Annotated in this window: 23 protein-coding genes; 11 read left to right on the plus strand and 12 right to left on the minus strand. The window is 68.0% G+C overall.

Going from position 1 to position 26414, the window contains the following annotated elements:
• Window positions 1-123 precede the first annotated feature (123 nt).
• Entirely contained in the window at window positions 124-1386 is a 1263-nt protein-coding gene (locus C556_RS18930) for an ABC transporter substrate-binding protein (protein WP_211214652.1), read from the minus strand.
• Window positions 1387-1779: 393 nt separating this feature from the next.
• On the opposite strand from C556_RS18930, the gene C556_RS0101950 reads away from it, so the two are divergent.
• The 8 genes from C556_RS0101950 (at window position 1780) to C556_RS21355 (ending at window position 10825) form a co-directional block, all read left to right on the plus strand.
• Window positions 1780-3024, plus strand: coding sequence for an ABC transporter substrate-binding protein (locus C556_RS0101950; RefSeq protein ID WP_018746540.1), 1245 nt, complete (start codon window positions 1780-1782; stop codon window positions 3022-3024).
• Between the two features lie 443 nt (window positions 3025-3467).
• Window positions 3468-4382, plus strand: coding sequence for a carbohydrate ABC transporter permease (locus C556_RS0101955; protein ID WP_018746541.1), 915 nt, complete (start codon window positions 3468-3470; stop codon window positions 4380-4382).
• 13 nt (window positions 4383-4395) lie between these two features.
• Entirely contained in the window at window positions 4396-5235 is an 840-nt protein-coding gene (locus C556_RS0101960; RefSeq protein ID WP_018746542.1) for a carbohydrate ABC transporter permease, read from the plus strand.
• Between the two features lie 203 nt (window positions 5236-5438).
• Window positions 5439-6560, plus strand: coding sequence for an ABC transporter ATP-binding protein (locus C556_RS0101965; protein ID WP_018746543.1), 1122 nt, complete (start codon window positions 5439-5441; stop codon window positions 6558-6560).
• A 77-nt stretch (window positions 6561-6637) separates the two neighbouring features.
• Window positions 6638-7480, plus strand: coding sequence for a transporter substrate-binding domain-containing protein (locus C556_RS0101970; RefSeq protein ID WP_018746544.1), 843 nt, complete (start codon window positions 6638-6640; stop codon window positions 7478-7480).
• A gap of 281 nt (window positions 7481-7761) precedes the next feature.
• Window positions 7762-8826: a bifunctional DNA-binding transcriptional regulator/O6-methylguanine-DNA methyltransferase Ada gene (gene ada / locus C556_RS0101975; RefSeq protein ID WP_018746545.1), complete on the plus strand. Its 1065-nt coding sequence runs from the start codon at window positions 7762-7764 to the stop codon at window positions 8824-8826.
• A gap of 108 nt (window positions 8827-8934) precedes the next feature.
• A complete protein-coding gene (locus tag C556_RS0101980) occupies window positions 8935-10146 on the plus strand; it encodes an MFS transporter (RefSeq protein WP_018746546.1) in 1212 nt (403 codons plus the stop codon).
• 115 nt (window positions 10147-10261) lie between these two features.
• The gene (locus C556_RS21355; RefSeq protein WP_018746547.1) at window positions 10262-10825 is read left to right on the plus strand and encodes a PAAR domain-containing protein; all 564 of its coding nucleotides are present in this window, start codon (window positions 10262-10264) and stop codon (window positions 10823-10825) included.
• A 719-nt stretch (window positions 10826-11544) separates the two neighbouring features.
• Here C556_RS21355 and C556_RS0101990 read toward each other — a convergent pair.
• The 9 genes from C556_RS0101990 to lptF form a co-directional block, all read right to left on the minus strand.
• Complete coding sequence (locus C556_RS0101990; protein WP_018746548.1) at window positions 11545-12429, minus strand: tyrosine-type recombinase/integrase; 885 nt, start codon at window positions 12427-12429, stop codon at window positions 11545-11547.
• A gap of 2 nt (window positions 12430-12431) precedes the next feature.
• Window positions 12432-13148, minus strand: a complete 717-nt coding sequence (locus C556_RS18940; protein WP_018746549.1) for a DUF484 family protein — start codon at window positions 13146-13148, stop codon at window positions 12432-12434.
• A 49-nt stretch (window positions 13149-13197) separates the two neighbouring features.
• Complete coding sequence (gene dapF, locus C556_RS0102000; RefSeq protein WP_018746550.1) at window positions 13198-14028, minus strand: diaminopimelate epimerase; 831 nt, start codon at window positions 14026-14028, stop codon at window positions 13198-13200.
• Window positions 14029-14114: 86 nt separating this feature from the next.
• Complete coding sequence (locus tag C556_RS0102005) at window positions 14115-14528, minus strand: CoA-binding protein (RefSeq protein WP_018746551.1); 414 nt, start codon at window positions 14526-14528, stop codon at window positions 14115-14117.
• A 1-nt stretch (window position 14529) separates the two neighbouring features.
• Window positions 14530-17346, minus strand: coding sequence for an EAL domain-containing protein (locus C556_RS18945; protein ID WP_018746552.1), 2817 nt, complete (start codon window positions 17344-17346; stop codon window positions 14530-14532).
• 109 nt (window positions 17347-17455) lie between these two features.
• Window positions 17456-18772 (minus strand): amino-acid N-acetyltransferase, encoded by a 1317-nt coding sequence (gene argA, locus C556_RS0102015; RefSeq protein ID WP_018746553.1) that lies wholly within the window; start codon window positions 18770-18772, stop codon window positions 17456-17458.
• 124 nt (window positions 18773-18896) lie between these two features.
• Complete coding sequence (galE, locus tag C556_RS0102020) at window positions 18897-19916, minus strand: UDP-glucose 4-epimerase GalE (protein ID WP_018746554.1); 1020 nt, start codon at window positions 19914-19916, stop codon at window positions 18897-18899.
• A gap of 66 nt (window positions 19917-19982) precedes the next feature.
• Entirely contained in the window at window positions 19983-21062 is a 1080-nt protein-coding gene (lptG, locus tag C556_RS0102025; RefSeq protein WP_018746555.1) for an LPS export ABC transporter permease LptG, read from the minus strand.
• Window positions 21059-22123 (minus strand): LPS export ABC transporter permease LptF, encoded by a 1065-nt coding sequence (lptF, locus tag C556_RS18950; protein ID WP_040430192.1) that lies wholly within the window; start codon window positions 22121-22123, stop codon window positions 21059-21061. The genes lptG and lptF overlap by 4 nt, the downstream gene beginning before the upstream one ends.
• A 266-nt stretch (window positions 22124-22389) precedes the next feature.
• Between lptF and C556_RS0102035 the strand changes: the two genes are divergently transcribed.
• From C556_RS0102035 to C556_RS0102045, 3 genes are read left to right on the plus strand one after another with little or no spacing between them, the layout of a single operon-like run.
• Window positions 22390-23880, plus strand: a complete 1491-nt coding sequence (locus tag C556_RS0102035; protein WP_026262729.1) for a leucyl aminopeptidase — start codon at window positions 22390-22392, stop codon at window positions 23878-23880.
• A gap of 5 nt (window positions 23881-23885) precedes the next feature.
• Complete coding sequence (locus C556_RS18955; RefSeq protein WP_018746558.1) at window positions 23886-24332, plus strand: DNA polymerase III subunit chi; 447 nt, start codon at window positions 23886-23888, stop codon at window positions 24330-24332.
• Entirely contained in the window at window positions 24329-25636 is a 1308-nt protein-coding gene (locus C556_RS0102045) for a hypothetical protein (RefSeq protein WP_018746559.1), read from the plus strand. Before C556_RS18955 ends, C556_RS0102045 begins: the two co-directional genes overlap by 4 nt.
• A gap of 61 nt (window positions 25637-25697) precedes the next feature.
• Here the strand turns inward: C556_RS0102045 and C556_RS0102050 are convergent, their stop codons facing one another.
• Together C556_RS0102050 and C556_RS0102055 are read right to left on the minus strand one after the other, a co-directional pair.
• Window positions 25698-26000: a hypothetical protein gene (locus C556_RS0102050; RefSeq protein ID WP_211214654.1), complete on the minus strand. Its 303-nt coding sequence runs from the start codon at window positions 25998-26000 to the stop codon at window positions 25698-25700.
• A gap of 8 nt (window positions 26001-26008) precedes the next feature.
• The gene (locus C556_RS0102055) at window positions 26009-26380 is read right to left on the minus strand and encodes a phage holin family protein (protein ID WP_083930275.1); all 372 of its coding nucleotides are present in this window, start codon (window positions 26378-26380) and stop codon (window positions 26009-26011) included.
• Window positions 26381-26414 lie beyond the last annotated feature (34 nt).

Consider the following 26414-nt stretch of genomic DNA (forward strand, 5'->3'; position numbering starts at 1 on the left):
AAGGGGGAAGGGGGAAGGGGGAAGGGGGAAGGGGGAAGGGTAACGTCAAAACCAAAAACCGCTTCCGTTGGCGCTTCGGCTTTTACCCTTCCCTCTTCCCCCTTCCCCCTTCCCCGCCTCAATTCATTTCAACGCCCGACTGATCGCCGCCAGGCGGCGCTGCACTTCGGGGGCGGGGATCTGGTCTTCGCTGAAGTAGCGGTAGACCTGGGCGATGATCGCATCCTTCATCGCTTCGTCGGTGGCCATGCGATGAACGATGCTGGGCGCCTGCACCGCGTCGCCGCGGCCGAAGGTCTGCCAGCTCTGGCGCGAACAGGGGTCGAGCTGGGCGGGGTCGATGTCGCGGCGGACCGGCACCGAGCCCTTGATGCGGTTGTATGCCAGTTGCACCGGCACGCTGGCGGCCAGCCGGGCGAAGGCTTCCTGCTGGCGCAGCTTGACGTAGCCGCCGGACAGCATGGCAAAGGTATCGACGCTGTAGAGATGCATGCCGGCGGTGCCGGGCACGGTGGTGCAGCCGAAGTGGCGGTCCACTTCCAGGCCCAGGCTGTTCAGCTCGCCGCGCGCCCAGTCGCCCATCACCCACATGGCGGCGTCGCCACGGGCGAAGCCGCGCGCCATTTCGTCCCAGCTGCGCTGCGCCACCGGCTGCGGCATCCAGCGCTTGAGGCTGCGCAGCCGCTCCAGCGCGCGGCGCACGCGGATGTCCTGCCAGTCGGCCGGATCGCGCAGGCGGAACAACCGGCGGTAAAACGCGGGGCCGGTTTCGGACAACAACAGCGTCTCGAACAGTGTGGCCACCTGCCACGGTTCGCCGCTCTGCGCCAGCGGGGTGATGCCGGCGCGCTGCAACTGCGCGGCGACGCGCTCGAACTCGGCCCAGTTGCGCGGCGGCAGCAGGCCGAATTCGGCGAACACTTCAGGGCGGTAGTACAGGTTGTTGATGCGATGGATGCCGACCGGCACCGCCACCACGTGCTGGCTGTAGCGCGATAGCTTCCAGATGGTGGGGAAGAAGCGATCCTGCCAATCCTGGTCGTCGGCCACGTCGTCCAGTTCCAGCAGCAGGCCCAGTTGCGCCCAGTCGCCGATGGTGGGGCCGATCAACTGCGCCACATCCGGCGCATGGCCGGACAGCACGCGGCTCTTCAGCACCTTGAATGCGCCCACGCCGGCGCCGCCGGGGATGGCGGCGTCGCGCCAGGCAAGCTGCTCGGTCGCCAGGGCGCCGGCCAGGCTGTTGGCGGCCTGGCGCTCGCTCAGCGAGGTCCACCAGTGCAGCACGTCCAGCGTCTGTGTGGCGTGCGCACCCGCCGCCGCCAGCCATAGCAGCGTCCCCGCCACCATGCGGCGCACGCCCGTGCCGCCTCGACCCCAAATCATTCTCATCTGCGCCCCCGCGAATCGGGGCGAGCATAGCGTAACCGCCCTCCCACTTTTGTAACAAAGCCTTGCATTTTCTTGCCGTCTCTAGCCGTGCCGACCGGCGCACCGTTGCGGTGCGATGCCGGCTGGGCGCGGGCTGGCACGCCGTCCACCGACCGGCTTTGTAAAGAACTGCAAGCGGCCCCAGCGGCATGCAAAGCAAATATTCCTTTTTTATCAATCGATTAGCAAATAGGACATCGCCAATGGCCGCGTCGTGGTGTCACGAAAAGCCCGATGGTACGGTGCGAGCGTCCCGAACAAGACGGCGTCTGGAGCGCTGTCCGGGGTGGCCGGGGTCGGGGGCTGTCACGTATCCCGGCAATCATCAGGATCTGAGGAGATCGATACATGAAGAACATCCGCTTGACCCAAGGCGCGCTGATCGCCGCCATGCTGGCCGCCGGTGCCGCCCAGGCCGGTACCCTGACCATCGAATCCTGGCGCGTGGACGACAAGGCGCTGTGGGAAGACGTGCTGATCCCGGCATTCCAGAAATCCAACCCGGGCGTGCAGATCAAGTTCTCCCCGACCGCGCCGACCGAATACGACTCCGCGCTGCAGGCGCGCCTCACCGGCGGCACCGCCGGCGACCTGATCACCTGCCGCCCGTTCGACAAGTCGCTCGACCTGTTCAAGAAGGGCTACCTGGAGAAGCTGGACGGCAAGGGCGGGATGCAGAACTTCCCGGCCTCGGCCAAGGTGGCGTGGCAGAGCGACGACGGCAAGGATACGTTCTGCATGCCGATGGCGTCGGTGATCCACGGCTTCTTCTACAACAAGAAGATTTTCAAGGACCTGAACCTGCAACCGCCGAAGACCGTGGCCGACTTCTATAAGGTGGCCGAGGCGGTGAAGAAGGCCGGCAAGACCCCGATCGCGCTGGGCACCGCCGACCAGTGGGAATCGAGCCAGATCGTGTTCACCGGCATCGGCCCCAACTACTGGAAGGGCGAGGAAGGCCGCAAGGCGCTGATCGCCGGCAAGGCCAGGTTCACCGATCCGCAATACGTGGCCGCGTGGGAAGAGATGGCCAAGTGGGGCCCGTATCTGGCCAAGGGCTACAGCTCGCAGACCTACGGCGACACCCAGAACCTGTTCGCCAGCGGCCGCGCCGCGATGGTGCCGGCCGGCTCGTGGGACATCGGCTACTACAACCAGCAGGGCGTCGATTTCGGCGCCTTCCCGCCGCCGGTGCAGAAGGCCGGCGACAAGTGCTACATCTCCGACCACACCGACCTGGGCATCGGCGTGAACCCGAAGTCCAAGAACAAGGGCGACGCCTACAAGTTCCTGCAATGGGTGGGCAGCCAGGAGTTCGCCGACCTGTACACCAACAAGGTCACCGGCTTCTTCTCGCTGTCGAACCACCTGATCGCGGTGAAGGATCCGGTCGCCAAGTCGATGATCGACTGGCGTAAGAGCTGCGGTTCCACCATCCGCCTCAACGCGCAGATCCTGAACCGTGGCGAGCCGAACATGGAAACCGAACTGTGGACGGTGAACAGCGCGGTCCTGAACGGCAAGATGACCCCCAAGGCCGCCGCCGAGCGCATCCAGGGCGGTCTGACCAAGTGGTACAAGCCGGGCAAGTGATCGACACCGCGCCGGCCTGACCGGCGCACCGATCACCCCGGCTGGCGTGGGGCCGCTTCATCGAGCGGCAGCGGGCATCCGGAATGAACCACCACCGAGCAACGCGAGGCTCCCTCGCGGCGGCGAGGGCGGGGGGAGTGGGAATCCAGCAGGGGAGCGCCGTTACCGGCACGTCGCTGCGGGTAAGCGCCCGGCTTTGCCGGGGGCCTCGATTCCGGTTCCCCACCGCCGATGGTGGCGCGTTCATCCCGGCGCCCGGCCCACGCCGCCCCAGCACCTGCGGGTCGGCCATCCTCGGCCCGTCGTCATCGCGCGCTGGAGCGCGGTGCAAGGCGCAACGAATGGATCTTCCTCTCCATTCTTTCTAGTTGGAGGCCGGCGGTTCGCCGCCGGCCCTTTTTTTGCCCGGCGCCCCGGCGCCACGGATTCCTGGAGTACCCGCCATGAAGAAGCCGTTTCCCTGGCACATCGTGGTCTTCCTCGCCCCGGCCTTCCTCGTCTACGCGATCTTCAGCGCCTTTCCGCTGATCGATACCCTGCGGCTCGGCTTCTACACCACCACCGACACCAACCAGCAGTTGTTCTCCGGCCTGGCCAACTACTACACGCTGATGGTCGATCCGCACTGGTCCGAAGGCTTCTGGAACGCGATGCGCAACAACGTGAAGTTCTTCCTGGTGCACATGCTGATCCAGAACCCGATCGGCCTGCTGCTGGCGGCGCTGCTGAGCATGCGCGGCGTGCGCGGCGCCAAGGCCTACCAGACGCTGATCTTCCTGCCGACGCTGCTGTCGGTGGTGATCATCGGCTTCGTCTGGCAACTGATCCTGTCGCCGCTGTGGGGCGTAGCCGAGACGCTGCTGGGCTACGTCGGCCTGGCGGAGCACTTCCAGCCGTGGCTGGGCGACGAATCCACCGCGCTGTTCACGCTGTCGCTGATGTCGGTGTGGCAGTTCGTCGGCATCCCGATGATGCTGATCTACGCGGCGCTGATCGCCATTCCCGACGAGATCATCGAGGCCGCCGTGGTCGAGGGCGCGTCCGCCTGGCGCATCTTCTGGACCATCCGCGTGCCGCTGATCCTGCCCACGCTGGGGCTGACCACCATCCTGACCTTCGTCGGCAACTTCAACGCCTTCGACCTGATTTACTCGGTGAAGGGCGCGCTGGCCGGCCCCGGCTACAGCACCGACATCCTCGGCACCTATTTCTACCGCGCCTTCTTCGGCTACCAGAGCCAGCTGGGCAGCCCGACGCTGGGCGCCGCGGTGGCAACGATGATGTTCCTGGTGATCCTGGTGGGCGTCGGACTCTACTTCTTCTTCGTGCAACGTAAGTTGCAGCGCTTCTCGTTCTAAGGGGTTGCCCACCATGCAACACAAGGTCACCCGTTTCGCCGGTTCCACCTTCACCCAGGTGATCCTGGCCGGCTATACCGTGCTCGCACTGTTCCCGATCGTGCTGATCGTGATCAACGCCTTCAAGAGCCGCGCCGCGATCTTCGATTCGCCGCTGGCGCTGCCCAACTCGGAAAGCTGGTCGCTGATCGGCTTCGAGAAGGCGATGAAGAACGCGCACTTCTTCAACTTCTTCGGCAACAGCGCCATCGTCACCGTGACCTCGCTGGTGCTGATTTTGTTCTTCGGCGCGATGGCCGCCTGGGCGCTGTCGGAATACAAGTTCCGCGGCAACCGCTGGCTGATGGCGTTCTTCGCCTTCGGCATCATGGTGCCGATCCGCCTGGGCACCGTGTCCATCCTCAAGATCATGGTGTCGCTGGAACTGGTGAACACGCTGACCGCGCTGATCCTGGTCTACGTGGCGCAGGGCCTGCCGCTGGCGATCATGATCCTGTCCGAATTCATGCAGCAGATCCCCAAGGAGCTGAAGGAGGCGGCGCGCTGCGACGGCGTGGGCGAATTCAAGATCTTCTTCCAGGTGATCCTGCCGCTGATCCGCCCGGCCGTGGCCACGGTGGCGGTGTTCACCATGGTGCCGATCTGGAACGACCTGTGGTTCCCGCTGATCCTGGCGCCGGGCGAAGAAACGCAGACCATCACCCTGGGGGTGCAGCAGTTCATCGGCCAGTACGCCACCGACTGGAACGCCGTGCTTGCCTCGCTCTCGCTGGCCGTGCTGCCGGTGCTGGTGCTGTACATGTTCTTCTCGCGCCAGTTGATCCGCGGCATCACCGCGGGCGCTGTGAAGTAACGCTGGGAAGGGGGAAGGGAGAAGAGGGAAGGGTAACGTCAAAACCACGAGCCACCCCCTCTGGCGCTGCGGCTTTTTCCCTTCCCCCTTCCCCCTTCCCCCTTCCCTCTTCCCCCTTCCCTCTTCCCCCTTCCCACCCAGCCCCCCGAATTCGAGCCGCTGCCGTCGACGCGCAGCACTCACCTGATGATGGAGCAAACACCATGTCCCACGTATCGCTGAAGAACCTGAAGAAGAGCTACGACGGCAAGACCGACGTGCTGGCCGGCATCAACCTGGAGATCGAGGACGGCGAATTCGTCGTGCTGGTGGGGCCGTCCGGCTGCGGCAAATCCACGCTGCTGCGCATGCTGTCCGGCCTGGAGGAGATCAGCGGCGGCGATCTGGAGATCGACCATGCCCGCGTCAACGACCTGGCGCCGGCGCAGCGCGGCATCGCCATGGTGTTCCAGAGCTACGCGCTGTACCCGCACATGAACGTGTACAAGAACATGGCGTTCGGGCTGAAGATCCAGGGCGCGGGCAAGGACGAGATCGACCGCCGCATCCGCCACGCCGCCAGCATCCTCAAGATCGACCACCTGCTGACCCGCCTGCCGCGCGAGCTGTCGGGCGGCCAGCGCCAGCGCGTGGCCATCGGCCGCGCCATCGTGCGCGAACCCAAGCTGTTCCTGTTCGACGAGCCGCTGTCCAACCTGGACGCCGCGCTGCGGGTGCAGACCCGGCTGGAGATCGCCAAACTGCACCGCGACCTGAACGCCACCATCGTCTACGTGACCCACGATCAGGTGGAAGCGATGACGCTGGGCGACAAGATCGTGGTGATGCACGACGGCCACATCCAGCAGGCCGGCACCCCGCTGGAGCTGTACCAGCGCCCGGCCAACCTGTTCGTCGCCACCTTCATCGGCTCGCCCAGGATGAACCTGCTCGAAGGCGTGGTCAGCGATACCGGCGCCCAGGGCATGACCGTGACCCTGGCCGGCGGCCAGACGCTGCACAGCGAGGTGGACGGCACCCGCGCCGCGGTGGGCGACCGCGTGACCGTCGGCATCCGCGCCGAGCACCTGTGGGAGAACCACGACGGCAGCGAACGCTTCGCGGGTACCGTCAATCTGGTCGAGCACCTGGGCGAGGCCAACTACCTGTACGTCACGCTGTCCAGCGGCCAGGACATCGTGGTGCGCGGCAACGGCGAGCGCGAAGTGGCACTGGGCCAGGCGATCAAGGTATCGGCGCCGGCTGCGTCGTTCCACGTGTTCGACCGCGACGGGCTGGCGTTCACCCGCCTCAAGCCGGGCAACCTGCGCTCTTCCAAGGGCTGAAAGATGGCGGGGCAGCAACACCGGCTGTGACATAGTCGCTAGAATCGTCGTGTTTATTGCCCCACTCGCCTTGCACCATGTCACGCCTGCTGCCCCTGCTCTGCCTGCTCGTCAGCATGTTCGCCCGGGGCGAATTGCTGATCGCCGTTCCCCAGGACGTCCTGACGGACTACCAGCGCCTGGTGGCCGGGCGCGATGTCCAGGCCATCACCGACTACAGCGGCCCCGGCGCGCGGCGCGACACGGTGGAGATGATCCTGCTGCAACAGGCGCTGCGCCTGGGCGGCTCCACCGAAGCGGTGCGCTTCAGCCCGCTGAACAGCTACGCCCGCATCTTCCACGAAGTGGAAAACGGCCGTGTCGCGGGCAGCGGCACCTCGGTGTGGGCTGCCGACGCGGTGGACCGCAAGGTGCAGTTGTCCAGCGCGGTGATCGAGGAAGGCGAATACGTGGTCGGGCTGTATACCGTGGCCGACAATGCCGAAGTGCTGACGATGCCCATCGCCAAGGTGCTCAAGCAGACCGCCGTCACCAACCGCGCCTGGGTCAACGACTACAAGGTGTTGCAGCAGCTGGGCTTCGCCCATATCGAAAGCGCCCCCACCTTCCCGATGATCGCGCGCATGCTCAACGCCGGCCGCGCCCAGGTGACGCTGATGTCGTTCAAGCCCACGCCCGACCTGTCGTCCACGCTGGAAGGCATCAAGCTGGTGCCGCTGCCGGGCGTGAAGGTGGCGATGAGCGGCAGCCGCCATTTCATCTTCGCCTCGACCCCCGCCGGCGACCGCGCCACGCGCGCCTTGAACGCCGGACTGGCCCGCCTGCGCACCGAAGGCCGCATCCGCCGCGCCTACGAGGCCGGCGGCTTCTTCAACGCCCGGGTCAACGACTGGACGCTGCTCAACCCGCCCAGGCACTGAGGGTGGCTAGCAAAACCCTTCAGGCGGCGTCGCGCGGGGCGTCGGGCTGAAACTTGCCCTACGTCTTGTACTGTGTGCGACCGGAGGAAGTCCGGTTTACCGCCGTTCAGGACGTTTCGCGCTTCTTGCCAGAACCGCTACGCTGGGTTTTGTCAGCCGCTCCACGCGCCTGTTCAAGGTCTTTTCACGACAGCGTCCGGCACATTGCCGCGCAAGCACCGGAGTGCGCGGCCGCTGCCGGCGCGCCATCATGGGCCTGAAGCGACTGACAGGAGCGCATGATGAACCGAGCGACCCCCTTCCCCACCGACGACGCCGCCCGCTGGCGCGCGGTGGAAACCCGCGATGCCGCCGCCGACGGCAGTTTCTGGTACGGCGTGCACAGCACCGGTATCTACTGCCGGCCCTCGTGCCCCTCGCGGCCGACCAGACCCGCCAACGTGAGCTTCTTCGACAGCCCCGCCGCGGCCGAGGCCGCCGGGTTCCGGCCCTGCAAGCGCTGCCGCCCCGACCAGCCCGACGCCTCGCCGCATGCCGCCGCCATCGAGCGCGCCTGCCGCGCCATCGCGGTGGCCGCCACGCCGCCGACGCTGGACGAACTGGCCGCCATCGCCGGGCTCAGCCGCTACCACTTCCACCGCGTGTTCAAGCAACTGACCGGCGTGACGCCGCGCGACTACGCCGCCGCCCACCGCGCAGCGCGGGTGCGCGACAGCCTGCAACAGGGCGACAGCGTCACCGATGCCTATTACGACGCCGGCTTCGGCTCGTCCGGACGCTTCTACGAGCAGGCCGGCGCGCTGCTGGGCATGAAGCCGGGCGACTACCGCGCCGGCGGCGCGGGCGAGACCATCCGCTTCGGCGTCGGCCAGTGCTCGCTGGGCGCGATCCTGGTGGCCGCCACCGGGCGCGGCGTGTGCAGCATCGAGCTGGGCGACGAGCCCGAGCCGCTGGTGCGCGCGTTGCAGGATCGCTTTCCCCGCGCCGAGCTGGTCGGCGGCGACGCCACCTTCGAGCAATGGATGGCCACGGTGATCGGGCTGATCGAAGCACCGGCCACGCCGGTAGCGCTGCCGCTGGACGTGCGCGGCACCGCGTTCCAGCAGCGGGTGTGGCAGGCGTTGCGCCAGATTCCGCCCGGCAGCACCGCCAGCTACGCCGAGATCGCCGAGCGCATCGGCGCGCCCAGCGCCGCCCGCGCGGTGGCGCGCGCCTGCGCCGGCAACACGCTGGCGGTGGCGATCCCCTGCCATCGCGTGGTGCGCCAGGACGGCGCGCTGTCCGGCTACCGCTGGGGCGTGGCGCGCAAGCGGACCCTGCTGGAGCGCGAGGCCGCCGCCGCGTAGCGGGGTGGCGGGCCTGGATCGGCCGCCGATCCCGAGCTGGACAAGCAAAGACCAACGACGTGGCCGGTTTCGCGCTACGCTCCACGACCCACCCTTCGTGACGTTTTCATGAACCCGCTTCCGCCCGCCTTCCGCCGCCTGGCGGCGTCCAACCTCGCCTCGCAATGCGCGCAGCAGCTCGGGCTGGCGGCCGCGCCGCTGGTGGCGGTGCTGGCATTGGGCAGCGACGTGACCGGCACCGGCCTGCTGCAAGTGGCGCAGACGCTGCCGTTCCTGTTGCTGGCGGTGCCGCTGGGCGTGATCGCCGACCGCAGTTCGCGGCGCGGGATGATGGCGCTGGGCGAGCTGACGCGTGCCGCCTGCTTCGTCGCCATCGTGCTGCTGGCGTGGCTGGGCGGGCTGAACCTGTGGCTGCTGGCGCTGCTGTCGTTCGTCGCCACCGTCGGCGCGGTGGCCTACAGCGTGGCGACGCCGGCGCTGATTCCGGCGGTGGTGCCGCGCGAGCAACTGGTGCAGGCCAACGGCCGCATCGAGCTGGTACGCAGCCTGGCGTTGACCGGCGGACCGGCGCTGGGCGGGGTGCTGGTCGGCTGGACCGGCGGCGGGCCGGCGTTCGCCGTGGCGGCGACGCTGTCGCTGGGCGCGGCGTTCGCGTTGCGCGGCCTGCCGACCGGCGCGCCGCCGCCCGACCAGCCGCGCCGCGACTTCTCGCACGAACTGCGCGAAGGCGCGGATTTCGCCATCCGCCAGCCGCTGCTGAGGGCGATGCTGCTGACCTCGTCGGTATTCAACGTGGCGTATTTCGTGCTCCAGACGGTGTACGTGCCCTACGCGGTGCGCCACCTGGGGTTGTCGGGCAGCGGCGTCGGCATGACGCTGGCGGCCTACGGCGGCGGCATGGTGCTGTCGGCGCTGCTGCTGTCGCGGGTCGGTCGCCACCTGTCGCCCGGCGCGCAGATGCGCGTGGCACCGCTGGGCGCGGTGGTCGCCGCACTGGCGATGCTGGCCACGCTGTGGTGGCCGACGCCGTGGCTGGCGGGGCTGTGCTTCTTCCTGATCGGCGCCGGCTCGGTGATCTGGACCGTGGCCACCACCACCCTGCGTCAGGCGGTGACGCCGCACGCGTTGCTGGGGCGGGTGTCGTCGATCAACACCCTGGCGACTTACGGCGCCCGTCCGCTGGGCGCGGCACTGGCGGCAGGCGTCGGCGCGTTGGGCGGAGAGGTCGCCTGTCTGGTCGCCGCGGTGGCCTGCTTCACGCTGCAGGCCGCCATCGTGCTGGCTTCGCCGCTGTCGCGGCTGCGCGCCATGCCGGCCTGACCCGGTCCGACGAACGGCCCATCTTCCCTGTTCTTGACCCTGGGCAAACCGCTTCTGGTGCATCGCAGCGAACGTAGTGGGTCGCATCGATCATCAGAACAGGGAGGACATGCCCATGGCTATCGCAGGCTTCATCGTATTGGGCGACCGGACCTCGCACGGCGGCGTGGTCATCAGCGGCGATCCGCAATGCACCATCGACGGCCGCCCGGTGGCGCGGGTGGGCGACCTGGCCACCTGTCCGCGCTGCGGCAGGCTGACCCACATCGTGTCGACGCGCTATCCCACCCTGGGCCCCGGCAAGGCGCTGGCCTATCACCTGGACACGCTGGAATGCGGCGCGGTGCTGTACTCGCGCTACAACGACCAGCTCGGCTGGGGCCACGCATCGGAGGCCGACCTGCTGCCGCCGCCCGCCCAGATCGCCCCCGCGCCGCAACCGTTGTTCCACTCGCACTTCGTGCTGCGCGACAACCAGACCGGCAGCCCCGCACCCGGCGTGCCCTACCGCATCGTCAGCGCCGACAGCGACCCCGTCAGCGGCATCACCGACCCGCTGGGCCGCACCCAGCCCGTCACCACCGCCTCGCCGCTACCGGTGGACATCCACCTGCTGGAACAGCCCGCCGAACTCGCCGCCCCCCACCCCGACGCCCCGCCCGAGCAACCGGAAAGCTAACCCCCGGCCGCATCGAGCGGATCGGAACCCAACAGCGCAATCGCCCGCTCGCCCCTCCCCCACCCCACAATCGCACCACGAACGAGCGTAGCGAGGCCCCCTCGTGGCGGCGAGGGCGGGGGGAGTGGAATCAATCAGGAAGCGCGGTTGCCCACGCACCACCATTGCGACGCGCCCGGCTCTGCCGGGGGCCAGATGCACTTTCAACAGGGCAACCCGTCAGCAGGATCAACAGAGCGCGAGCGTAGCGAGACCCCCTCGCGGCGGCGAGGGCGGGGGAGTGGATTCAAGCAGGAAGCGCGAAAACACCGGCACACCACCGCCGAAGAGCACCCGGCCCGCCCACCCCCCAAAGCCACAACAGCCCTCCCCCAATCCATCCCAATCGCACCACGAACGAGCGCAGCGAGGCTCCCTCGCAGCGGCGAGGGCGGGGGGAGTGGAATCAATTCAGGAAGCGCGACAACGCCGGCACACCACCGCCGAAGAGCGCCCAGCGCCCATCACCCAAAGCCACAAAGGGCCACCCCAACCCACCCCATTCGCGCCACGAACGAGCACAGCGAGGCCCCCTCGCGGCGGCGAGGGCGGGGGGAGTGGAATCAATTCAGGAAGCGCAAGGAGTGAGCCGTTGCCGGCATGCCCCATCCGTTACGCGCCCGGCTCGGCCGGGGGCTTGCCGCAACCGGCACGCCGCTGGGGGCGCCCACACCGCAGGCTCACTCCTTGCGCTTCGCGCGCGGGTGAAACTCGTCATACGCCTTCGCCAGCGCCTGATAGTCGAGGTGGGTATAGACCTGGGTGGTCGCCAGGTGGGCGTGGCCCAGCAGCTCCTGCACCGCGCGCAGGTCGTGCGAGCTTTGCAGCAGGTGGGTGGCGCAGCTGTGGCGCAGCTTGTGCGGATACAGCGGTTCGGCGATGCCCAGTCGCAGGCGCCATTGCGCCAGGCGGGCGTGGATCGCGCGGGTGGTCAGCGGCTTGCCGCCACGGCCGACGAATACCGTGACGCTGGCGTCGCGGGCGTATTGCGGGCGCAGCAGCAGCCAGCGCCGCAACGCTTCGATGGCGGCGGCGCCCACCGGCACCACGCGGGTCTTGCCGCCCTTGCCGGTGACGCGCGCCAGGGCGTGCTCCAGATCGAGTTCGGGCAGGCGCAGGCTGGCCAGTTCGGAGACGCGCAGGCCGGACGAATACGCCAGTTCGAAGATCGCCTTGTCGCGGCAGGCGAGGTCCTCGTCGTCCGGCAGCGCGTTGAGCAGGCCCTCGGCGCCGTCGACGGTCATCGCCGCCGGCAGGCGCGGCGGGCGCTTGGGGGGCTTGACGCCGCCGACCGGGCTGGCGCCCCAGCCCAGGTCGCGCTTCATGATCTTGTAGAAGGCGCGCCAGGCGGACAGGATGCGGCCGATGCTGGACGGCGACAGGCCCTTGGTGGCCATGCGCCGCACGAAGCCGCGGATGTCGGTGGGGGTGAGGGTGGCCAGATCGCGGCCGCCGGCCAGCGTGGCCAGCCGCGCCAGATCCTCGCCGTAAGCACGGCGGGTGTGTTCGCTGGCCTGCCGTTCGCCCGCCAGATAACGGTCGAAATGGGCGAACGGCTGATCCACGGTCAGTCTTCCTGGCGGGCGCCGTCGATGGCGTCCTCGTGCGGCAGTTCTTCGACCTCGACCTGGGCGGTAGTCGGCACCAGCCGGCGCACCGTGGCCGAGACCAGCTCGGACAGGCGTTGCAGGTAGAGCGTGCCCATGTCGGGATAGAAGCGGTCCTCGTCGCCGCTGGCCAGCACCAGGATGCCGAACGGCTCTTCGCCGGTGCGCAGCGCGAACTGGGCGAACGAGCGCAGCTCGGTGGCGTCCTGGTCGAACCAGGCCAGCACTTCGTCGGTGACGTAGGGGCCGCAGTACGGCGACACCAGGTTCTGCGCCAGCCGCTGCACCGCTTCGCCCACCGGCTGGAATTCGCGCAGGGTGGAATCGGTGGGCAGCCACAGCCGGATCGCCACGTACGGCACGTGGAAGCGCTCGCGCAAATGGTATTCCAGGGTGCCCACCACGCCGGACAGATCCTCGGCCTGGATCAGGTCGACCGTCAGCTTGTGCAGCTTGTCGGAGATCACGTCGTTGTCCTCGCCGAACTGCAACAGCTCGGACAGCCGCGCCTCCAGCGCGCGCGCCTTTTCGCGCAGGGTGATCAGCTGCCGTTCGGCCAGCGAGACGGCCTGGCCGCGATGGCTGTGCGGCACGTAGATTTCGGCGACGTCGTCGGCGTATTCATCGAAGAAAGCCGGATTGCTCTTCAGCCACGCCAGGATGTCCTGCGACTGCATGCTGCCTACTCCTCGGGGGATGTATGTGCGGTGGGCGACGCGCGAGGCGTCACAGATCGATGGTGCCTTCGAATACGGTGGCGGCCGGGCCAGTCATCAGCACCGGCTGGCCTTCGCCCTGCCAGCGGATGGTGAGGTCGCCGCCGTGGGTATGCACCAGCACTTCGCCATCGAGCAGGCCGCGGCGGATGCCGACCACCACGGCGGCGCAGGCGCCGGTGCCGCAGGCCAGCGTCTCGCCAGCGCCGCGCTCGAACACGCGCAGGCGGATCTCGCCCCGGCCGACGATCTGCATGAAGCCGGCATTGACCCGCTCGGGAAAGCGCGGGTGATGCTCGATAAGCGGGCCGAGCCGGCCGACCGGGAAGCTTTCCACGTCGCCCACCACCTGCACCGCGTGCGGGTTGCCCATCGACACCACGCTGATGTCGTACAGGTGGCCGGCCACGTCGAGCGGGTAGTTCAGGTGTTCCTCGTCGGCCAGGAACGGGATCTCGGCCGGCGACAGGCGCGGCACGCCCATGTCCACGGTGACGTTGCCGTCCTGCTCCAGGCGCGGGTAGATCACGCCGCGCGCGGTCTGCACGGCGATCTCGGTCTGATCGGTGAGGCCCTGGTCGTGGACGAAACGGGCGAAGCAGCGCGCGCCGTTGCCGCATTGCTCGACCTCGCCGCCGTCCGAATTGAAGATGCGGTAGCGGAAGTCGATGCCGGCCGAGTCGCTGGGCTCGACCAGCAGCAACTGGTCGAAGCCGATGCCGAAATTGCGGTGACCCAGCCGACGCAGCAGTTCGGCGTCGAGGCGGACTTGCTGGCGCACGCCGTCGAGCACGACGAAGTCGTTGCCCAGGCCATGCATCTTGGTAAAGCGCAGCTTCATGGGAGCGGGATCGCGAAGAACGGAAAAGATAACGCTAGGCTAATCGGCGGCACGGGCTGTGGCAAATCCCCCGCGCCGCGCGCCGCCTACACGCACAGCCGGGCGTACTCGATCTTGATGCAGCGATCCATCACCACGGTCAGGCCGGCGGCGCGGGCGCGCTCGGCGGCCGGCTCGTTGACGATGCCGAGCTGGATCCAGATCGCCGGCAGCTTGAGGCGGATGGCGTCGTCCACCACGGCGTCGATCTCCTCGGCGCGGCGGAACACGTCCACCAGATCGATCTGGCCGGGCACGTCGTCCAGGGTGGCAAAGGCGGGCTCGCCCAGCACCTCGGTCACTTTGGGCCGCACCGGGACGATCCGGTAGCCGACGCGTTGCAAAAAGGCCGAGACGCCATAGCTGGGGCGCTCGGGGTTGGGCGAAAGCCCGACGACGGCAATGCGTTTCACCCGCTTGAGCAGGGCGCGGATCTCGTCGTCGCTGGGGTTCTGGAACATGTCAGTTCTCCATGATGCCGGGATGCTGGCGTTGCGGTTTGTCCAGGTAGTAGCCCTGGACCAGGTCCACGCCGAACTCCACCAGCATGTTGTAGATGGTCTCGTTCTCGACGAATTCGGCGATGGTGGTCTTGTCCATGGCGTGGGCCATGTCGACCATGCCGCGCACGAACACCTGGCTGTCGCGGTCGTTCGGCAGATCGCGCACGAAGAAGCCGTCGATCTTGAGGATGTCGGCCTTCAACTGCTTCAGATAGGCGAACGAGGCGAAGCCGTTGCCGAAATCGTCCAGGCATACGGTGCAGCCGGTATCGCGCAGGGCGTCGATGAAGCGTTGGGCGTCGCGCAGGTCGGACACGGCGGCGGTCTCGGTCAGCTCGACCAGCAGCCGGCGCGGGTCGACGCGGTGCACCCGCAGCAGGTTGCCGATGAATTCGGGCAATTCGGGCTCGTCGAACGAGCGGCCGGAGATGTTGATCGCCACCGACGGCATGTTGGGCCGGGTGGCGAGCAGTTCGATGGTGCGCTTGATCACCCAGCGGTCGATGTCGACGATCTTGCCGGTCTTCTCAGCGTGCGGGATGAAATGGCCGGGCAGGATCAGCGCGCCGGGGTTCTGGGTGTCGCGCATGCGCACCAGCGCCTCCAGGTGCGCCAGGTTGCGTTCCTTGGCGCCGTAGATGCCCTGGTAGTGCAGTTCCAGGCCGTCGTTCTCCAGCGCCTCGACGATCCGGTCCTTCCACGACAGCCGGGTGAAGGCGTTGCGCGACTGGTCGGCCTCCTGGCGATACATGCGCCAGGTGGATTTGCCGGCGGATTTGGCCTGGTACATCGCCGAATCGGCGTGCGCCACCAGTTCGCCGGGGCTGGCGGCGTGCTGCGGGAAAAGCGCGACGCCCACCGACGACGACGGCCGCAACACGTGGCCGTCCACCTTGAACTGGATCTGGTTGACGCTGTTGACGATGCGTTCGGCCAGCTTGCTGACTTCGAACTCGGTGCAGTCGGGCACCAGGATGGCGAATTCGTCGCCGCCCAGCCGCGACAGCACTTCGTGGCGCCGCACCTGGGCGCCGATCTCGCGGGCGATGGCCTTGAGCAGCTCGTCGCCGATGCCGTGGCCGAAGGTGTCGTTGACGTACTTGAATTCGTCCAGGTCGAAGAACAACAGCGCCATCGACGCCTGGCGCCGGTCGGCCTCGGACACCATGCGCTCCAGCTCCTGCTGGAAGCGGTGGCGGTTGTACAGCCCGGTGAGCGCGTCGCGCTCGGCCAGGTTGATCATGCGCTCGGCCAGCTGGCGATCCTGGGTGACGTCTTCGTAGATCCACATCCGGCCGCTGTCGTGCTGGCCGCTGCCGACGCGGTAGCACTGCTGGGTCAGCACCCGGCCGTCGTTCATGGTCAGTTCGCCGTAGTCGATGCGGTCGTCGACCTGGGCCGATTCCTTGAGGTAGTGGGCGACGATGTCGCCGATCGCCGGGCGGTTCTCGGCCTGTTGCAACACCTGGCCGATCGGCTTCTCGATGATGGACACCTGCGGCGGCAGGCCCCACAGGTCGCAGAACGCCGGGTTGTGGAACACCACGCGGTTGTCCTGGTCGACGAACAGCACGCCGAAGCGCATCGCCGACAGCAGCGCGGTCAGGCGCGCGCGCTCGGCCTCGGCGCGTTGCAGGTAGCTCTGGCCCAATGCCTGGATCTGCCGCAGCTCGATCACCGCCTTGCGCAGCGCCAGCCGGTCGTCCTTCAGCTCGGAGTTGTCGCGGATGCTGGCGCGCAGGCCGAGATAGTCGCCCCGGCTGTCGTAAAGCGGCTGCCACGACGCGGCGGCCCAGAACAGGCTGCCGTCGCGCCGCACCGCGCGGAACTCGAAATCCTGCACCGACGAGCGCTCGGCCAGCGCGTCGTCGAGCGCCTCGGTCAGACGCACCCGCTCGTCCGGGCTGGCCAGCGACAGCGGGAAGTCGCCCAACCGCATGCATTCGCTGACCGAGTAGCCCGCCAGCCGCGACACCGAGCCGTTCACCCACACCAGCCGCCCTTCCGGGTCCAGCCACAGTTCGGTGGAATAGGTGTAGTCGGCGATGGCGTGGAATTTCTCCTCGTTGTGGCGCAGGGCGACGATGCGCTCGCGGATGGCGCGCGACATCTCGTTGAAGCGGCGCGTCAGCTGCGCCACCTCGTCCTGGCCCGAGGGCTCGGGCAGATCGACGTTGCCGCCGGAGGCGGCCACTTCGGCGGCGCCGATCAGCTTGTACAGCCGGTGCGTCAGCCACAGCCCCAGCAACGCCATCAGCACGGCGGAGGCGACGATGCCGGCGATCATGGTGATGGCGTTCTGCAAGGTGAGGCGCTCGATGGCCTCGCGCATGATGCCGGTGGTGATGCCGAAGCGCAGTTCGCCCAGCGTTTCGCCGCCGTACTCGATGGTGGTGCGGGCGTGGATCAGCACCGGGATCTCGCCGCCGGCAAGCTGGGTCGGTGCCGGCAGCGGCTGCGCGATGTCCCAGCCGCGCGCGCCGATCACGTGTTTCTGGGCGTCGAGCAACACCAGATAGTCGATGCCCTCAGGGGCGCGGATCGAATCGATCAGGTCGGTGGCGCGGGCGAAGTCGTTGTTGGACAGCGGGCCGGCGAACGCGGCGTTGAGCAGCCGGGCCAGCTCCTGCACCCGCACGGCCGTGGTTTCGCTGGTGGCTTCGGACCAGATGCGGGAGGTATTGAACAGCAGGAACGCCAGGATGGTGCATTGCACCAGCACGCTGGCGATGATCAGCCGGGCGCGGAGCGAGCCTAGGGCGGTAAGGGAGCGCATCGGTCGGGGAATCCAGCGTGGCCTGTTGTTATGGGGTATGCGACGAACGTCCCTGCTTGGCGTCCGCCCCGCCACGCCGATGCTCGGCGCCGGGCGTCATCCGGCGATCCTAGCGCTTCAGCGTCTTGATGAACACCTTGGACCGCCTCTGGTAATTGTATAGGCGCTTTTTTTCCATCGGCAGTTCGTCCACCGACGCCTGCGCGAAGCCGCGTTCGACGAACCAGTGACTGGTGCGGGTTGTCAGCGCGAACAACTGGTTCATGCCCAGGCTGCGCGCCTGCTGTTCCACATGCCGCAGCAGTTCGGCGCCGCGATCCTCGTCGCGATAATCCGGGTCGATCACCAGGCACGCCAGTTCGGCCATGCGGGCTTCGGTAAACGGATGGATGGCCACACATCCGATGATTTTGCCGTCATGTTCCAGTACCGAGTAGCGCCCGATCTCGCGCTCGATCAGCTCGCGCCCGCGCTTGACCAGCACGCCCTGGTCCTCCAGCGGCTCGATCAGCGCCAGCATGCCGCCGACGTCGTCGATGTCGGCCTGGCGCAGGGTTTCCAGCGGCTCGCGCGAGATCATGGTGCCGATGCCGTCGTGGGTGAACAGCTCCATCAGCAGGCCGCCGTCGACGTGGTGGCTGATCAGGTGGGCGCGGTTGACGCCGCGCCGCACCGCGCGGATGGCGCACGGCAGGTAGAGCCGGATGTCCTCGTTGGTTTCGGGGTGGCCGGCCAGCAGTTGCTCGGCCGCCAGCGCGGTCAGCTCGGTCTGCAGTTCGCCCTGCGCGTCCAGCACGCCATCGTGGCCGAACAGGAACAACAGCTTGTCGGCCTTGAGCGCGATGGCGGCGCTGGTGGCGACATCCTCCAGCGGCAGGTTGAACACCTCGCCGGTGGGCGAGTAACCGAGCGTGGACAGCAGCACCAGCTCGTTGTCCTCCAGCCGGTGGTTGATGGCGACGGTGTCCACCTTGCGCACCTCGCCGGTGTAGAGCAGGTCGATGCCGTCGCGCACGCCCATCGGCTGCGCGGTGATGAAGTTGCCGGCCGAGACGCGGATGTCGGCGTTGGCCATCGGCGAGTTGGCCAGACCGATGGACAGCAGCGATTCGATCTCCACCCGCACCTGGCCGGATGCCTGGATCACGCATTCCAGCGTGTCGCCGTCGGTGACGCGCAGGCCGTGGTGGTAACGCACCTCCAGCCCGCGTTCGGCCATGCGCGCCTCGATCTGCGGCCGCGCGCCGTGCACCACTACCAGCCGCACCCCCAGGCTGGTCAGCAGGTTGATGTCATGGGTCAGGGTGACGAAGCGGCCATCGCGCACCACTTCGCCGCCCAGCGCGATGACGAAGGTGCGCCCCCGGAAGGCGTGGATGTACGGGGCGGCCTGACGGAACCATTGGACAAAATCGGCGGCGTGCATGTGTTCTCCTTGGCCGCAAAGCATAACGGCCCAGAAGCCGCTTGCAAACGCGCCGGCTTACCCACGATGCGGACGACGCCGGCCGGGGCGGGCCCCACGGCCGGCGTGGGGCGCTCAGACGTGCTCAGGCGCGGTCGGGATAGCCGTCGGGGTTGCCGGACTGCCAGCGCCAGGCGTCGCGGCACATGTCGTCCAGCGTCCGCTCCGCGCGCCAGCCCAGCACCTGCTCGGCCTGGGCCGGATCGGCGTAGCAGCTGGCGATGTCGCCGGCGCGGCGCGCCACGATGCGGTACGGCACCGGGCGGCCGCTGGCGGCCTCGAACGCGCGCACCATGTCCAGCACCGAGTAGCCCTGGCCGGTGCCCAGGTTGACCACGAAGCAGCCGGGAGCGGTATCCAGCTTCTGCAATGCCTTGACGTGCCCGCGCGCCAGGTCGACCACGTGGATGTAGTCGCGCACGCCGGTGCCGTCGGGGGTGGCGTAATCGCCACCGAACACCGACAACTGCTCGCGCTTGCCGACCGCCACCTGGGCCACGAAGGGCAGCAGGTTATTGGGGATGCCGCGTGGGTCTTCGCCGATCAGGCCGGACGCGTGCGCGCCCACCGGGTTGAAGTAGCGCAGGATGGCCAGGTCCCAGCCGGCATCCGAGCGGTACAGATCGCGCAGCATGTCCTCGATCATCAGCTTGGAGCGGCCGTAGGGGTTGGTCGCCGACAGCGGGAATTCCTCGCGGATCGGCACGGTATGCGGGTCGCCGTACACCGTGGCGGAGGACGAGAACACCAGCTTGCGCACGCCGGCGGCCTTCATCGCCTCCAGCAGGCGCACGGTGCCGACGAAGTTGTTGTCGTAATACGCCAGCGGCTGCTCGACCGATTCGCCCACCGCTTTGAGGCCGGCGAAATGCACCACCGCATGGATCGGATAGCGCGCGAAGGCGGCGTCGAGCGCGGCGCGGTCGCGGATGTCGCCCTCGACGAACGGCACGCTGCGCCCGGTGATGCGCTCCAGGCGCGCCACCACCTCGGGCTTGGCGTTGGAGAAATTGTCGAAGATCACCGGCGTGAAGCCGGCTTCGATCAGCTCGACGTAGGTGTGCGAGCCGATGTAGCCCGCGCCGCCGGTCAACAGGATATGCATGGAGAGTCCTCGATATTTCGGCGAGCGGGCGGCGGGATCGTCCCGACACCCGGCCCGCGCCGGATTTCAGCGCTTCTCTTGCCGCCAGAGCAGCAACAGTGCAATCGCCATGAAGAGCAGCGTCGGGATCGAGACGACGATCGGCGGCGGCCAGGCGTTGAGCTGGCCCAGGTAGACCACCACCCGGTTCAGGAAGTGGAACACCAGCCCGGCCAGGATGCCGACGAACAGGTGCGTCCCGACATTGGCGGAACGACGTTGCGATTGGGCGAACGGCAGCGCGATCACCATCATCGACAGACAGGCGAGCGGGTAGAACAGCTTGCCCCACAGCGCCAGTTCGTAGCGGCTGGTCTGCTGCCGGTTGCGCTTGAGGTGGTCGATATAGCGGTACAGCGACTGCGCCGACATCTGCGACGGCTCGACCAGCAGCACGGCCAGCATCTCCGGCGTGATCGAGGTCTTCCATTCCAGCTTGGTCGGCGTCACCACCTGCACGCCTTGCAGATCCTTGGCGAAGCGCGTTTCGCGCGGGCCGGACAGGCTCCAGCGGCCATTGCCGATGTAGTGGCCTTCCAGGCCCTCGACGATGCGGCTGAGCGACATGCCCTCGCCCAGCTCGTAGATGCGCACGCCCAGGACCGTCAGGTCGGGCAGCATCTCGCCGATATTGACGATCTGCCGGTCGTCCTTCACCCACACGCCGGAGCGGAATTCACCCACCAGCATCTTCTTGGTGGCGGACAGCCGGTGCTGGTTGGCCATGCGCTCGGCCTGCGGCACGATGAACTCGCCCAGCGCCACTGTGGCGGCCGCGTAGGTCACGCCAGCCACGATCAGCCAGCCCAGCAGGCGCGCCACCGACACGCCCGAGGCCCGCATCACCGTCAGTTCGGAATTGCCGGCCAGATTGGCCAGGGCGAAGATGGCGCCGATCAGCACCGCGATCGGCATCAGCTCGTAGGCGTTGCCCGGCGTGCGCAGCAGCACGAAGATCACCGCGTCGACCACCCGGTAGCCGCCGTCGCCCAGGTCGGATAGTTCAGCGATGAAGTCGAAGAAGGTGTACAGCCCGAGCAGCCCCAGCAACGTGAACACCACGAAGATGGTCAGCTCCTTGAACAGGTAGCGCGCCAGCAGGCTCATTTGGCGGACCTCAGCCGGCTGCGCCAGCGGAACATCCAGATCGTGATGGCCAGCGCCAGGCCGTGCAGCGGCCACATGTTGAGCCACACCGGGATCTTGCCGGTGGCGATCCAGACCTGCATCAGGTTGATGCAGTTGTAATAGAAGAAGTACAGGAAGGCGGCGAACAGCAGGTTGAAGGCGCGCCCGCCCCGCGGATTGAAGAACGCCAGCGGCACCGCGGCCAGCGACAGGATCAGCGCCGAGATCGGCAACGCGGCGCGCCACGCCAGCTCGGCCTGGTGCTCCAGCGACGAACTGGCCCACAGCTCATGGCTCTGGGTGGCGCGGGTGGAACTGCTGGTGGCGCTGCGCGAATCCTGCTCGATCAGCAGGGTGGCCTTCTTGAAGTTGAGGATCTCGTATTCCTCGGTGCCCGGCTCGCCCGAATAGGCCCGGCCATCGCCCAGCCACAGCCAGCGCTCGCCGTCCGCCCCCAGCGTCAGGCCGCCGCGTTGCGCCAGGATGATCGAGGTCTTGTTTTCGCGGCGCACCTGCACGAACACGTTGCTGCCGGTGGCGCCCGCGCCGAAGTTCTCCACGAAGTATACGCGATCCGAGCCGGCCGCCTCGCGGAACACCCCCGGCGCCACCTGCGTCACCTCCTGGCGGGCCAGCGAATCGCGACGGAACTCGTCGCCCTTCTTCATCGCCCACGGCGAGACGAACAGCGACAGCAGCGCGATCAGCAGCACGATGGGCACCGAGAACTCCAGCACCGGACCGATGAAGCTGCGCACCGATCGACCGCTGGCAAACCAGATCACCATCTCGTTGTCGCGCCACAGCCGCATCATCACCGACAGCACCGCCGCGAACAGCATCAGCGACAGCAGCGTGGGCAGGTAGCGGATCGACGTGAACCCCATCATCGCCCACACCGCGCCCGAGGCGAGCGAACCCACGGCCGCCTGGCCCAGGAAGCGGACGATCTGGGTCGTCATGACCAGCAACAGCACGACGATGAACACGGCGAGCGCCACCCATGACATCTCATGGATCAGGCTTTTTCGAAACAGCATGCGTTTTTGACTTATGCAGGGGGCTGGGAAATAATCGGGCGAACCCTGTAAGAACCTGTCCAAGCCGCATCGCGACAGCCTTTGCGTGGCGGGAACCCGGCGTTACACCGGCCTCGGCACATGGCATCCGGCCCTGGCTTGGACGACATCCAAAATCGATCGCAGGCGCACCTTAAAACCACATCGGCGCAGCCCTTTGCGCGCAACCTGCCCAGGCGTTGGCGGACAGCGCTGCGACACCCGGAACAAGCCCCAGGAGATTCGCCGTGGAATTTAGCATAAATCCAGTCAGCCCCGAAAAAGCCGCCGCCTCCCACCTGTTGCTGCCGGTCGCCGGCGACAAGCTGCCCTCGGGCCTGCAAAAGCTGGATCAGGCCACGGCCGGCGCGCTGGGTGCGCTGCTGGCGGGCGGCGAGCTGACCGCCAAGGCGGGCAGCGTACTGGCGTCGCACGTGACGCTGGGCGGTAAGCTGGTGCGCGTGGTGTTGCTGCAACTGGGCGAAGCCCCGCAGGCCGCGGATCTGCGTAGCGCCGCCGCGGCCGGCGCGCGGGCCCTGCTGGCCGGCAAAACGGCCGACGCCGACGTGGTGCTGGCATTGCCCAAGGGCATCGATGCGAGCGAAACCGTGGCCGCGCTGGCGCAGGCGCTGGTGGTCGAGGAATACCGCTTCGACGACTTCAAGTCGAACCCAGAGCCGCGCCCGGTGCTCACCCAGGTGAATTTTGCCGTCGCGCCCAAGGCGGACGTGGCCGGGCTGGAAGCCGCCGTCGCGCGCGGCGCGGCGGTCGGCCGCGGCATGAACCTGACCCGCCAGCTGGGCAACCTGCCGGCCAACGTCTGCACCCCCACCTATCTGGCCGACGAAGCCGTGCGCCTGGGCAAGCAACAGGGCCTGAAGGTGCAGGTGCTGGACCAGCCCGAGCTGGAAAAGCTGGGCATGAATTCCTTCCTGGCCGTGGCCAAGGGCTCGGTGCAGCCGCCCAAGCTGATCGTGCTGGAATACCGCAACGGCAAGAAGGGCGCCAAACCCGTGGTGCTGGTCGGCAAGGGCATCACCTTCGATTCCGGCGGCATCTCGCTCAAGCCGGGCGAAGGCATGGACGAGATGAAGTACGACATGTGCGGCGCCGCCACCGTGCTCGGCACCATGCAGGCCGCCGCGCAACTGGCGCTGCCGATCAACCTGGTCGGCGTGATCGCCACCTGCGAGAACATGCCGGCGGGCAACGCCAACAAGCCGGGCGACATCGTCAAGAGCATGGCCGGTCTGAGCATCGAAGTGCTGAACACCGATGCCGAGGGCCGGCTGATCCTGTGCGACGCGCTGACCTACGCCGCCCGCTTCGAACCCGAGACCGTGGTCGACATCGCCACGCTGACCGGCGCGTGCATCATCGCGCTGGGCCACGTGGCCACCGGCCTGTACGCCAACGACGAGCCGCTCGCCGCCGAGCTGCTGCAAGCCGCCGAGCACACCGGCGACAAGGCATGGCGCCTGCCGCTGTGGGACGATTACCAGGAACAACTGAAGTCGAATTTCGCCGACCTCGCCAACATCGGCGGCCGGCCGGCCGGCTCGGTCACCGCCGCGTGCTTCCTGGCGCGCTTCACCAAGGACTACCGCTGGGCCCACCTGGACATCGCCGGCACCGCGTGGAAATCCGGCGCCGCCAAGGGCGCCACCGGCCGCCCGGTGCCGCTGCTGGTGGAATTCCTGGCCGAGCGCGCGCGGCACGCCGCCAAGAAAGCAAAATAACGGGCATGGACGTCACCTTCTACTTCAACGTCAAGCAACGTGAACAGGCGTTGTGCCAGCTGGTCGGCAAGGCCCTGGCGCAGCGACTGAGCGTCAACGTGCTCGCCGCCAGCGAACGCGACGCGCACGCGCTGGACCGCCTGTTGTGGGAGGTGCCGCAGACCGGATTCCTGCCGCATTGCGCGGCGGACGACCCGCTGGCATCGGTCACCCCCGTGGTGGTGGACCATCGGGCCGACCTGCTGCCCGAACGGGCCGCGCTGTTCAACTGGACCGACGGCGTGCCGGAAGGCCACGAGCGCCACGCACGCATCCTGGAGATCGTCGACCGCAGCGAAGAGGCCCGCGAACGCGCGCGCCAGCGCTGGCGGGCCTACGTGGCGCTGGGCATCACGCCCACCGCGGTGGACATGCTCGAACTCGCCGCCCAACGACAGCAGGCCCAGGCATGACGGAACAGGACGATAGCGTCAGCCCGCTGTTCAACAAGATGGATGCGCTGATGGCGCGCCATCGCGGCAGCGGCGCCGGCACGGCGGTGGAAGAGGACATCCCGGTGCTGACCGAGATGCTGGACGACGACATCCCGGTCCTGACCGAAGTGATCGCCGCCAAGCCGGCGGAGCCGCCCGCCGACGAAGGGCTGATGTTCCATCCGGACGACTTCCTGCCGCCGCCGCGCCAGCCGCAATCGCCGCCGCCGGCCTCGCCGGTCGCCCAGCCGGCCGCCGCGTCGCCGTCCGTGTTCCTCGACCTGCCCCTGCTCGACCTCGATGCGCTGCTGGCCGACCCGGCACCATTCGGCCCGGTGGAGGACACGGCGATGCCACAAGGCGAGCCGCCGCCGGCCGAAGCGCCGCTCGCCGAAGCCGCCGCCGAGGAGATCGACTACCCCACCCTGGAATGGGAAGACGATGAGGCGGTCGGCCCGGCACCGACGCCCACCGAGGCGCCGGAAGCACTGGACGAGATCGCCGCCACGCCGTCGGTCGCCGGATTCGAAGTGATCGAGCACGGCGACGACGCGCTGCCCATCGAGTTCGTCGACCCGATGCCCGAGCATCAGGTGACGGTACTGGAGCTGATCGACGAGATCGTCGAGGAGACGGCCGAAGCACCGGCGCCGATCATCGCCGACACGCCGACAGCGCCGGCTTTCGTCGCTGCGCCGGAACCGCCGATCCGCCAGCCGGAGGCCGCGCCGTACCAGGAAGCGGAGGCCGTTCCACCGCCGCCGCACCCCCTGCCACCAACCAGTTGGAACGCACCGGCGCCGATCGAAGCGCCCGCCGAGGATCACTGGGCCTCGGCCGCGGACCTGCGCATCGAGTTGGCCGAAGAACCGGCCATCGAACTGGATCTCGACCCGCATCTGGCCGAGCCCCCTGCCGTACCGGCGATCCCCGCCCCGGCCTGGATGGCGTCGGCGCTGGCCGAGCCCGCGGCAACGGCGCAACCCGTCGTCACGCCCGCAGCCGAAGCGCCGCGCCCCACCCTTCCACCGCCCGCGCCCAAGCTCGACGAATCCGCTATCGCCGAGCTGACCGCCGGCGTCGCCGCCACCCTGGCCGTCGATATCGCAATGGAAGTGGACAGGCTGTCGCGCCAGCACTTCAAGACCTTGATGAGCACCCTTTACGCCGAAGCCGCGCAGACCCTGGCGACCCAGATCGGCCATGAACTGGAAGCACGCCTGGCGCCGCGCGTGGCCGAACTGGTCCGCGACGAACTGCGTCGGCGCAATCTACTGGATTGAGCGGCACGGACCAGCAAAAAGCCGGCGCAATGCCGGCTTTTTGCTGGGTCGGTAAATCGCGTCATCCCCGGGCAGCACGCGCCGCGCGACGACGCGCCAGGAACTGCCGGATCACCGTCGCCGCCTTCCAGGCCCCCATGCCGATGGGGATCAGGCGCGAGATCAGGTTGAGCTTGTTGCCCGCCACCAGTCCGGCCGCCAGCGTCAGCAGCTTGGCGGGCTGGAACAGCCCGCCGAGGAAGCCACCCCGGCCGGGACCGCGAAACGGCGCGCGGATGTCGTAAAGGCTGGCGGACAGCTCGACCCGATGCAGTTCCGCCTCCAGTTGCAGCAGGCGCTTGCGCGCCTCGCGGGTGCTTCGCATGGTTTGGCTCATGACAGCAGGCGCTCCCTGTCGCGACGCAGTTCCTCCATCGTCACCGCAAACGGCGTCGGCCCGCGCGCGAAGCCATTCCAGGCGGCCCAGACCAGCCCGATGCCCAGCAGCAGGAACACCACGCCCGCGCCGGCCAACACGCCGACGCGCCACTCGGGCGGCAACGCCAGCACCAGCGCGCTGGCCAGCGCCACCAGGCACATCACCAGCAGGCCCGCCCCGACGAAACCCAGCACCAGCGTGCGCAGCACCCGCTCGCGCGCTTCTTCCAGCTCGATGGCGAAGATGCCGAGGTGCGCGTGCAGCAGCCCGATCAGGCTGGCGGCCAAGCGATGGAACGGCCGGAAAGTATCTTGTTGTTCAGTCATGGAATCCGCTCGCGGTCCGGTGGATCGACCGGCT

Source organism: Chitiniphilus shinanonensis DSM 23277 (assembly GCF_000374805.1).
Lineage (GTDB): Bacteria > Pseudomonadota > Gammaproteobacteria > Burkholderiales > Chitinibacteraceae > Chitiniphilus > Chitiniphilus shinanonensis.

What these genes read in the sequence shown, in the direction of transcription:
- C556_RS0101965 (WP_018746543.1), top strand. Translation starts at nt 5,439, where the DNA reads ATGTCCCACGTATCGCTGAAGAACCTGAAGAAGAGCTACGACGGCAAG.
- C556_RS0102050 (WP_211214654.1), bottom strand. Translation starts at nt 26,000, where the DNA reads ATGCGAAGCACCCGCGAGGCGCGCAAGCGCCTGCTGCAACTGGAGGCG.
- ada (WP_018746545.1), top strand. Translation starts at nt 7,762, where the DNA reads ATGAACCGAGCGACCCCCTTCCCCACCGACGACGCCGCCCGCTGGCGC.
- C556_RS0102045 (WP_018746559.1), top strand. Translation starts at nt 24,329, where the DNA reads ATGACGGAACAGGACGATAGCGTCAGCCCGCTGTTCAACAAGATGGAT.
- lptF (WP_040430192.1), bottom strand. Translation starts at nt 22,123, where the DNA reads ATGCTGTTTCGAAAAAGCCTGATCCATGAGATGTCATGGGTGGCGCTC.
- C556_RS0101980 (WP_018746546.1), top strand. Translation starts at nt 8,935, where the DNA reads ATGAACCCGCTTCCGCCCGCCTTCCGCCGCCTGGCGGCGTCCAACCTC.
- C556_RS0102005 (WP_018746551.1), bottom strand. Translation starts at nt 14,528, where the DNA reads ATGTTCCAGAACCCCAGCGACGACGAGATCCGCGCCCTGCTCAAGCGG.
- galE (WP_018746554.1), bottom strand. Translation starts at nt 19,916, where the DNA reads ATGCATATCCTGTTGACCGGCGGCGCGGGCTACATCGGCTCGCACACC.
- C556_RS0101960 (WP_018746542.1), top strand. Translation starts at nt 4,396, where the DNA reads ATGCAACACAAGGTCACCCGTTTCGCCGGTTCCACCTTCACCCAGGTG.
- lptG (WP_018746555.1), bottom strand. Translation starts at nt 21,062, where the DNA reads ATGAGCCTGCTGGCGCGCTACCTGTTCAAGGAGCTGACCATCTTCGTG.
- argA (WP_018746553.1), bottom strand. Translation starts at nt 18,772, where the DNA reads ATGCACGCCGCCGATTTTGTCCAATGGTTCCGTCAGGCCGCCCCGTAC.
- C556_RS0101955 (WP_018746541.1), top strand. Translation starts at nt 3,468, where the DNA reads ATGAAGAAGCCGTTTCCCTGGCACATCGTGGTCTTCCTCGCCCCGGCC.
- C556_RS18930 (WP_211214652.1), bottom strand. Translation starts at nt 1,386, where the DNA reads ATGATTTGGGGTCGAGGCGGCACGGGCGTGCGCCGCATGGTGGCGGGG.
- C556_RS18955 (WP_018746558.1), top strand. Translation starts at nt 23,886, where the DNA reads ATGGACGTCACCTTCTACTTCAACGTCAAGCAACGTGAACAGGCGTTG.
- C556_RS21355 (WP_018746547.1), top strand. Translation starts at nt 10,262, where the DNA reads ATGGCTATCGCAGGCTTCATCGTATTGGGCGACCGGACCTCGCACGGC.
- C556_RS0101950 (WP_018746540.1), top strand. Translation starts at nt 1,780, where the DNA reads ATGAAGAACATCCGCTTGACCCAAGGCGCGCTGATCGCCGCCATGCTG.
- C556_RS0102055 (WP_083930275.1), bottom strand. Translation starts at nt 26,380, where the DNA reads ATGACTGAACAACAAGATACTTTCCGGCCGTTCCATCGCTTGGCCGCC.
- C556_RS18940 (WP_018746549.1), bottom strand. Translation starts at nt 13,148, where the DNA reads ATGCAGTCGCAGGACATCCTGGCGTGGCTGAAGAGCAATCCGGCTTTC.
- C556_RS18945 (WP_018746552.1), bottom strand. Translation starts at nt 17,346, where the DNA reads ATGCGCTCCCTTACCGCCCTAGGCTCGCTCCGCGCCCGGCTGATCATC.
- C556_RS0101970 (WP_018746544.1), top strand. Translation starts at nt 6,638, where the DNA reads ATGTCACGCCTGCTGCCCCTGCTCTGCCTGCTCGTCAGCATGTTCGCC.
- dapF (WP_018746550.1), bottom strand. Translation starts at nt 14,028, where the DNA reads ATGAAGCTGCGCTTTACCAAGATGCATGGCCTGGGCAACGACTTCGTC.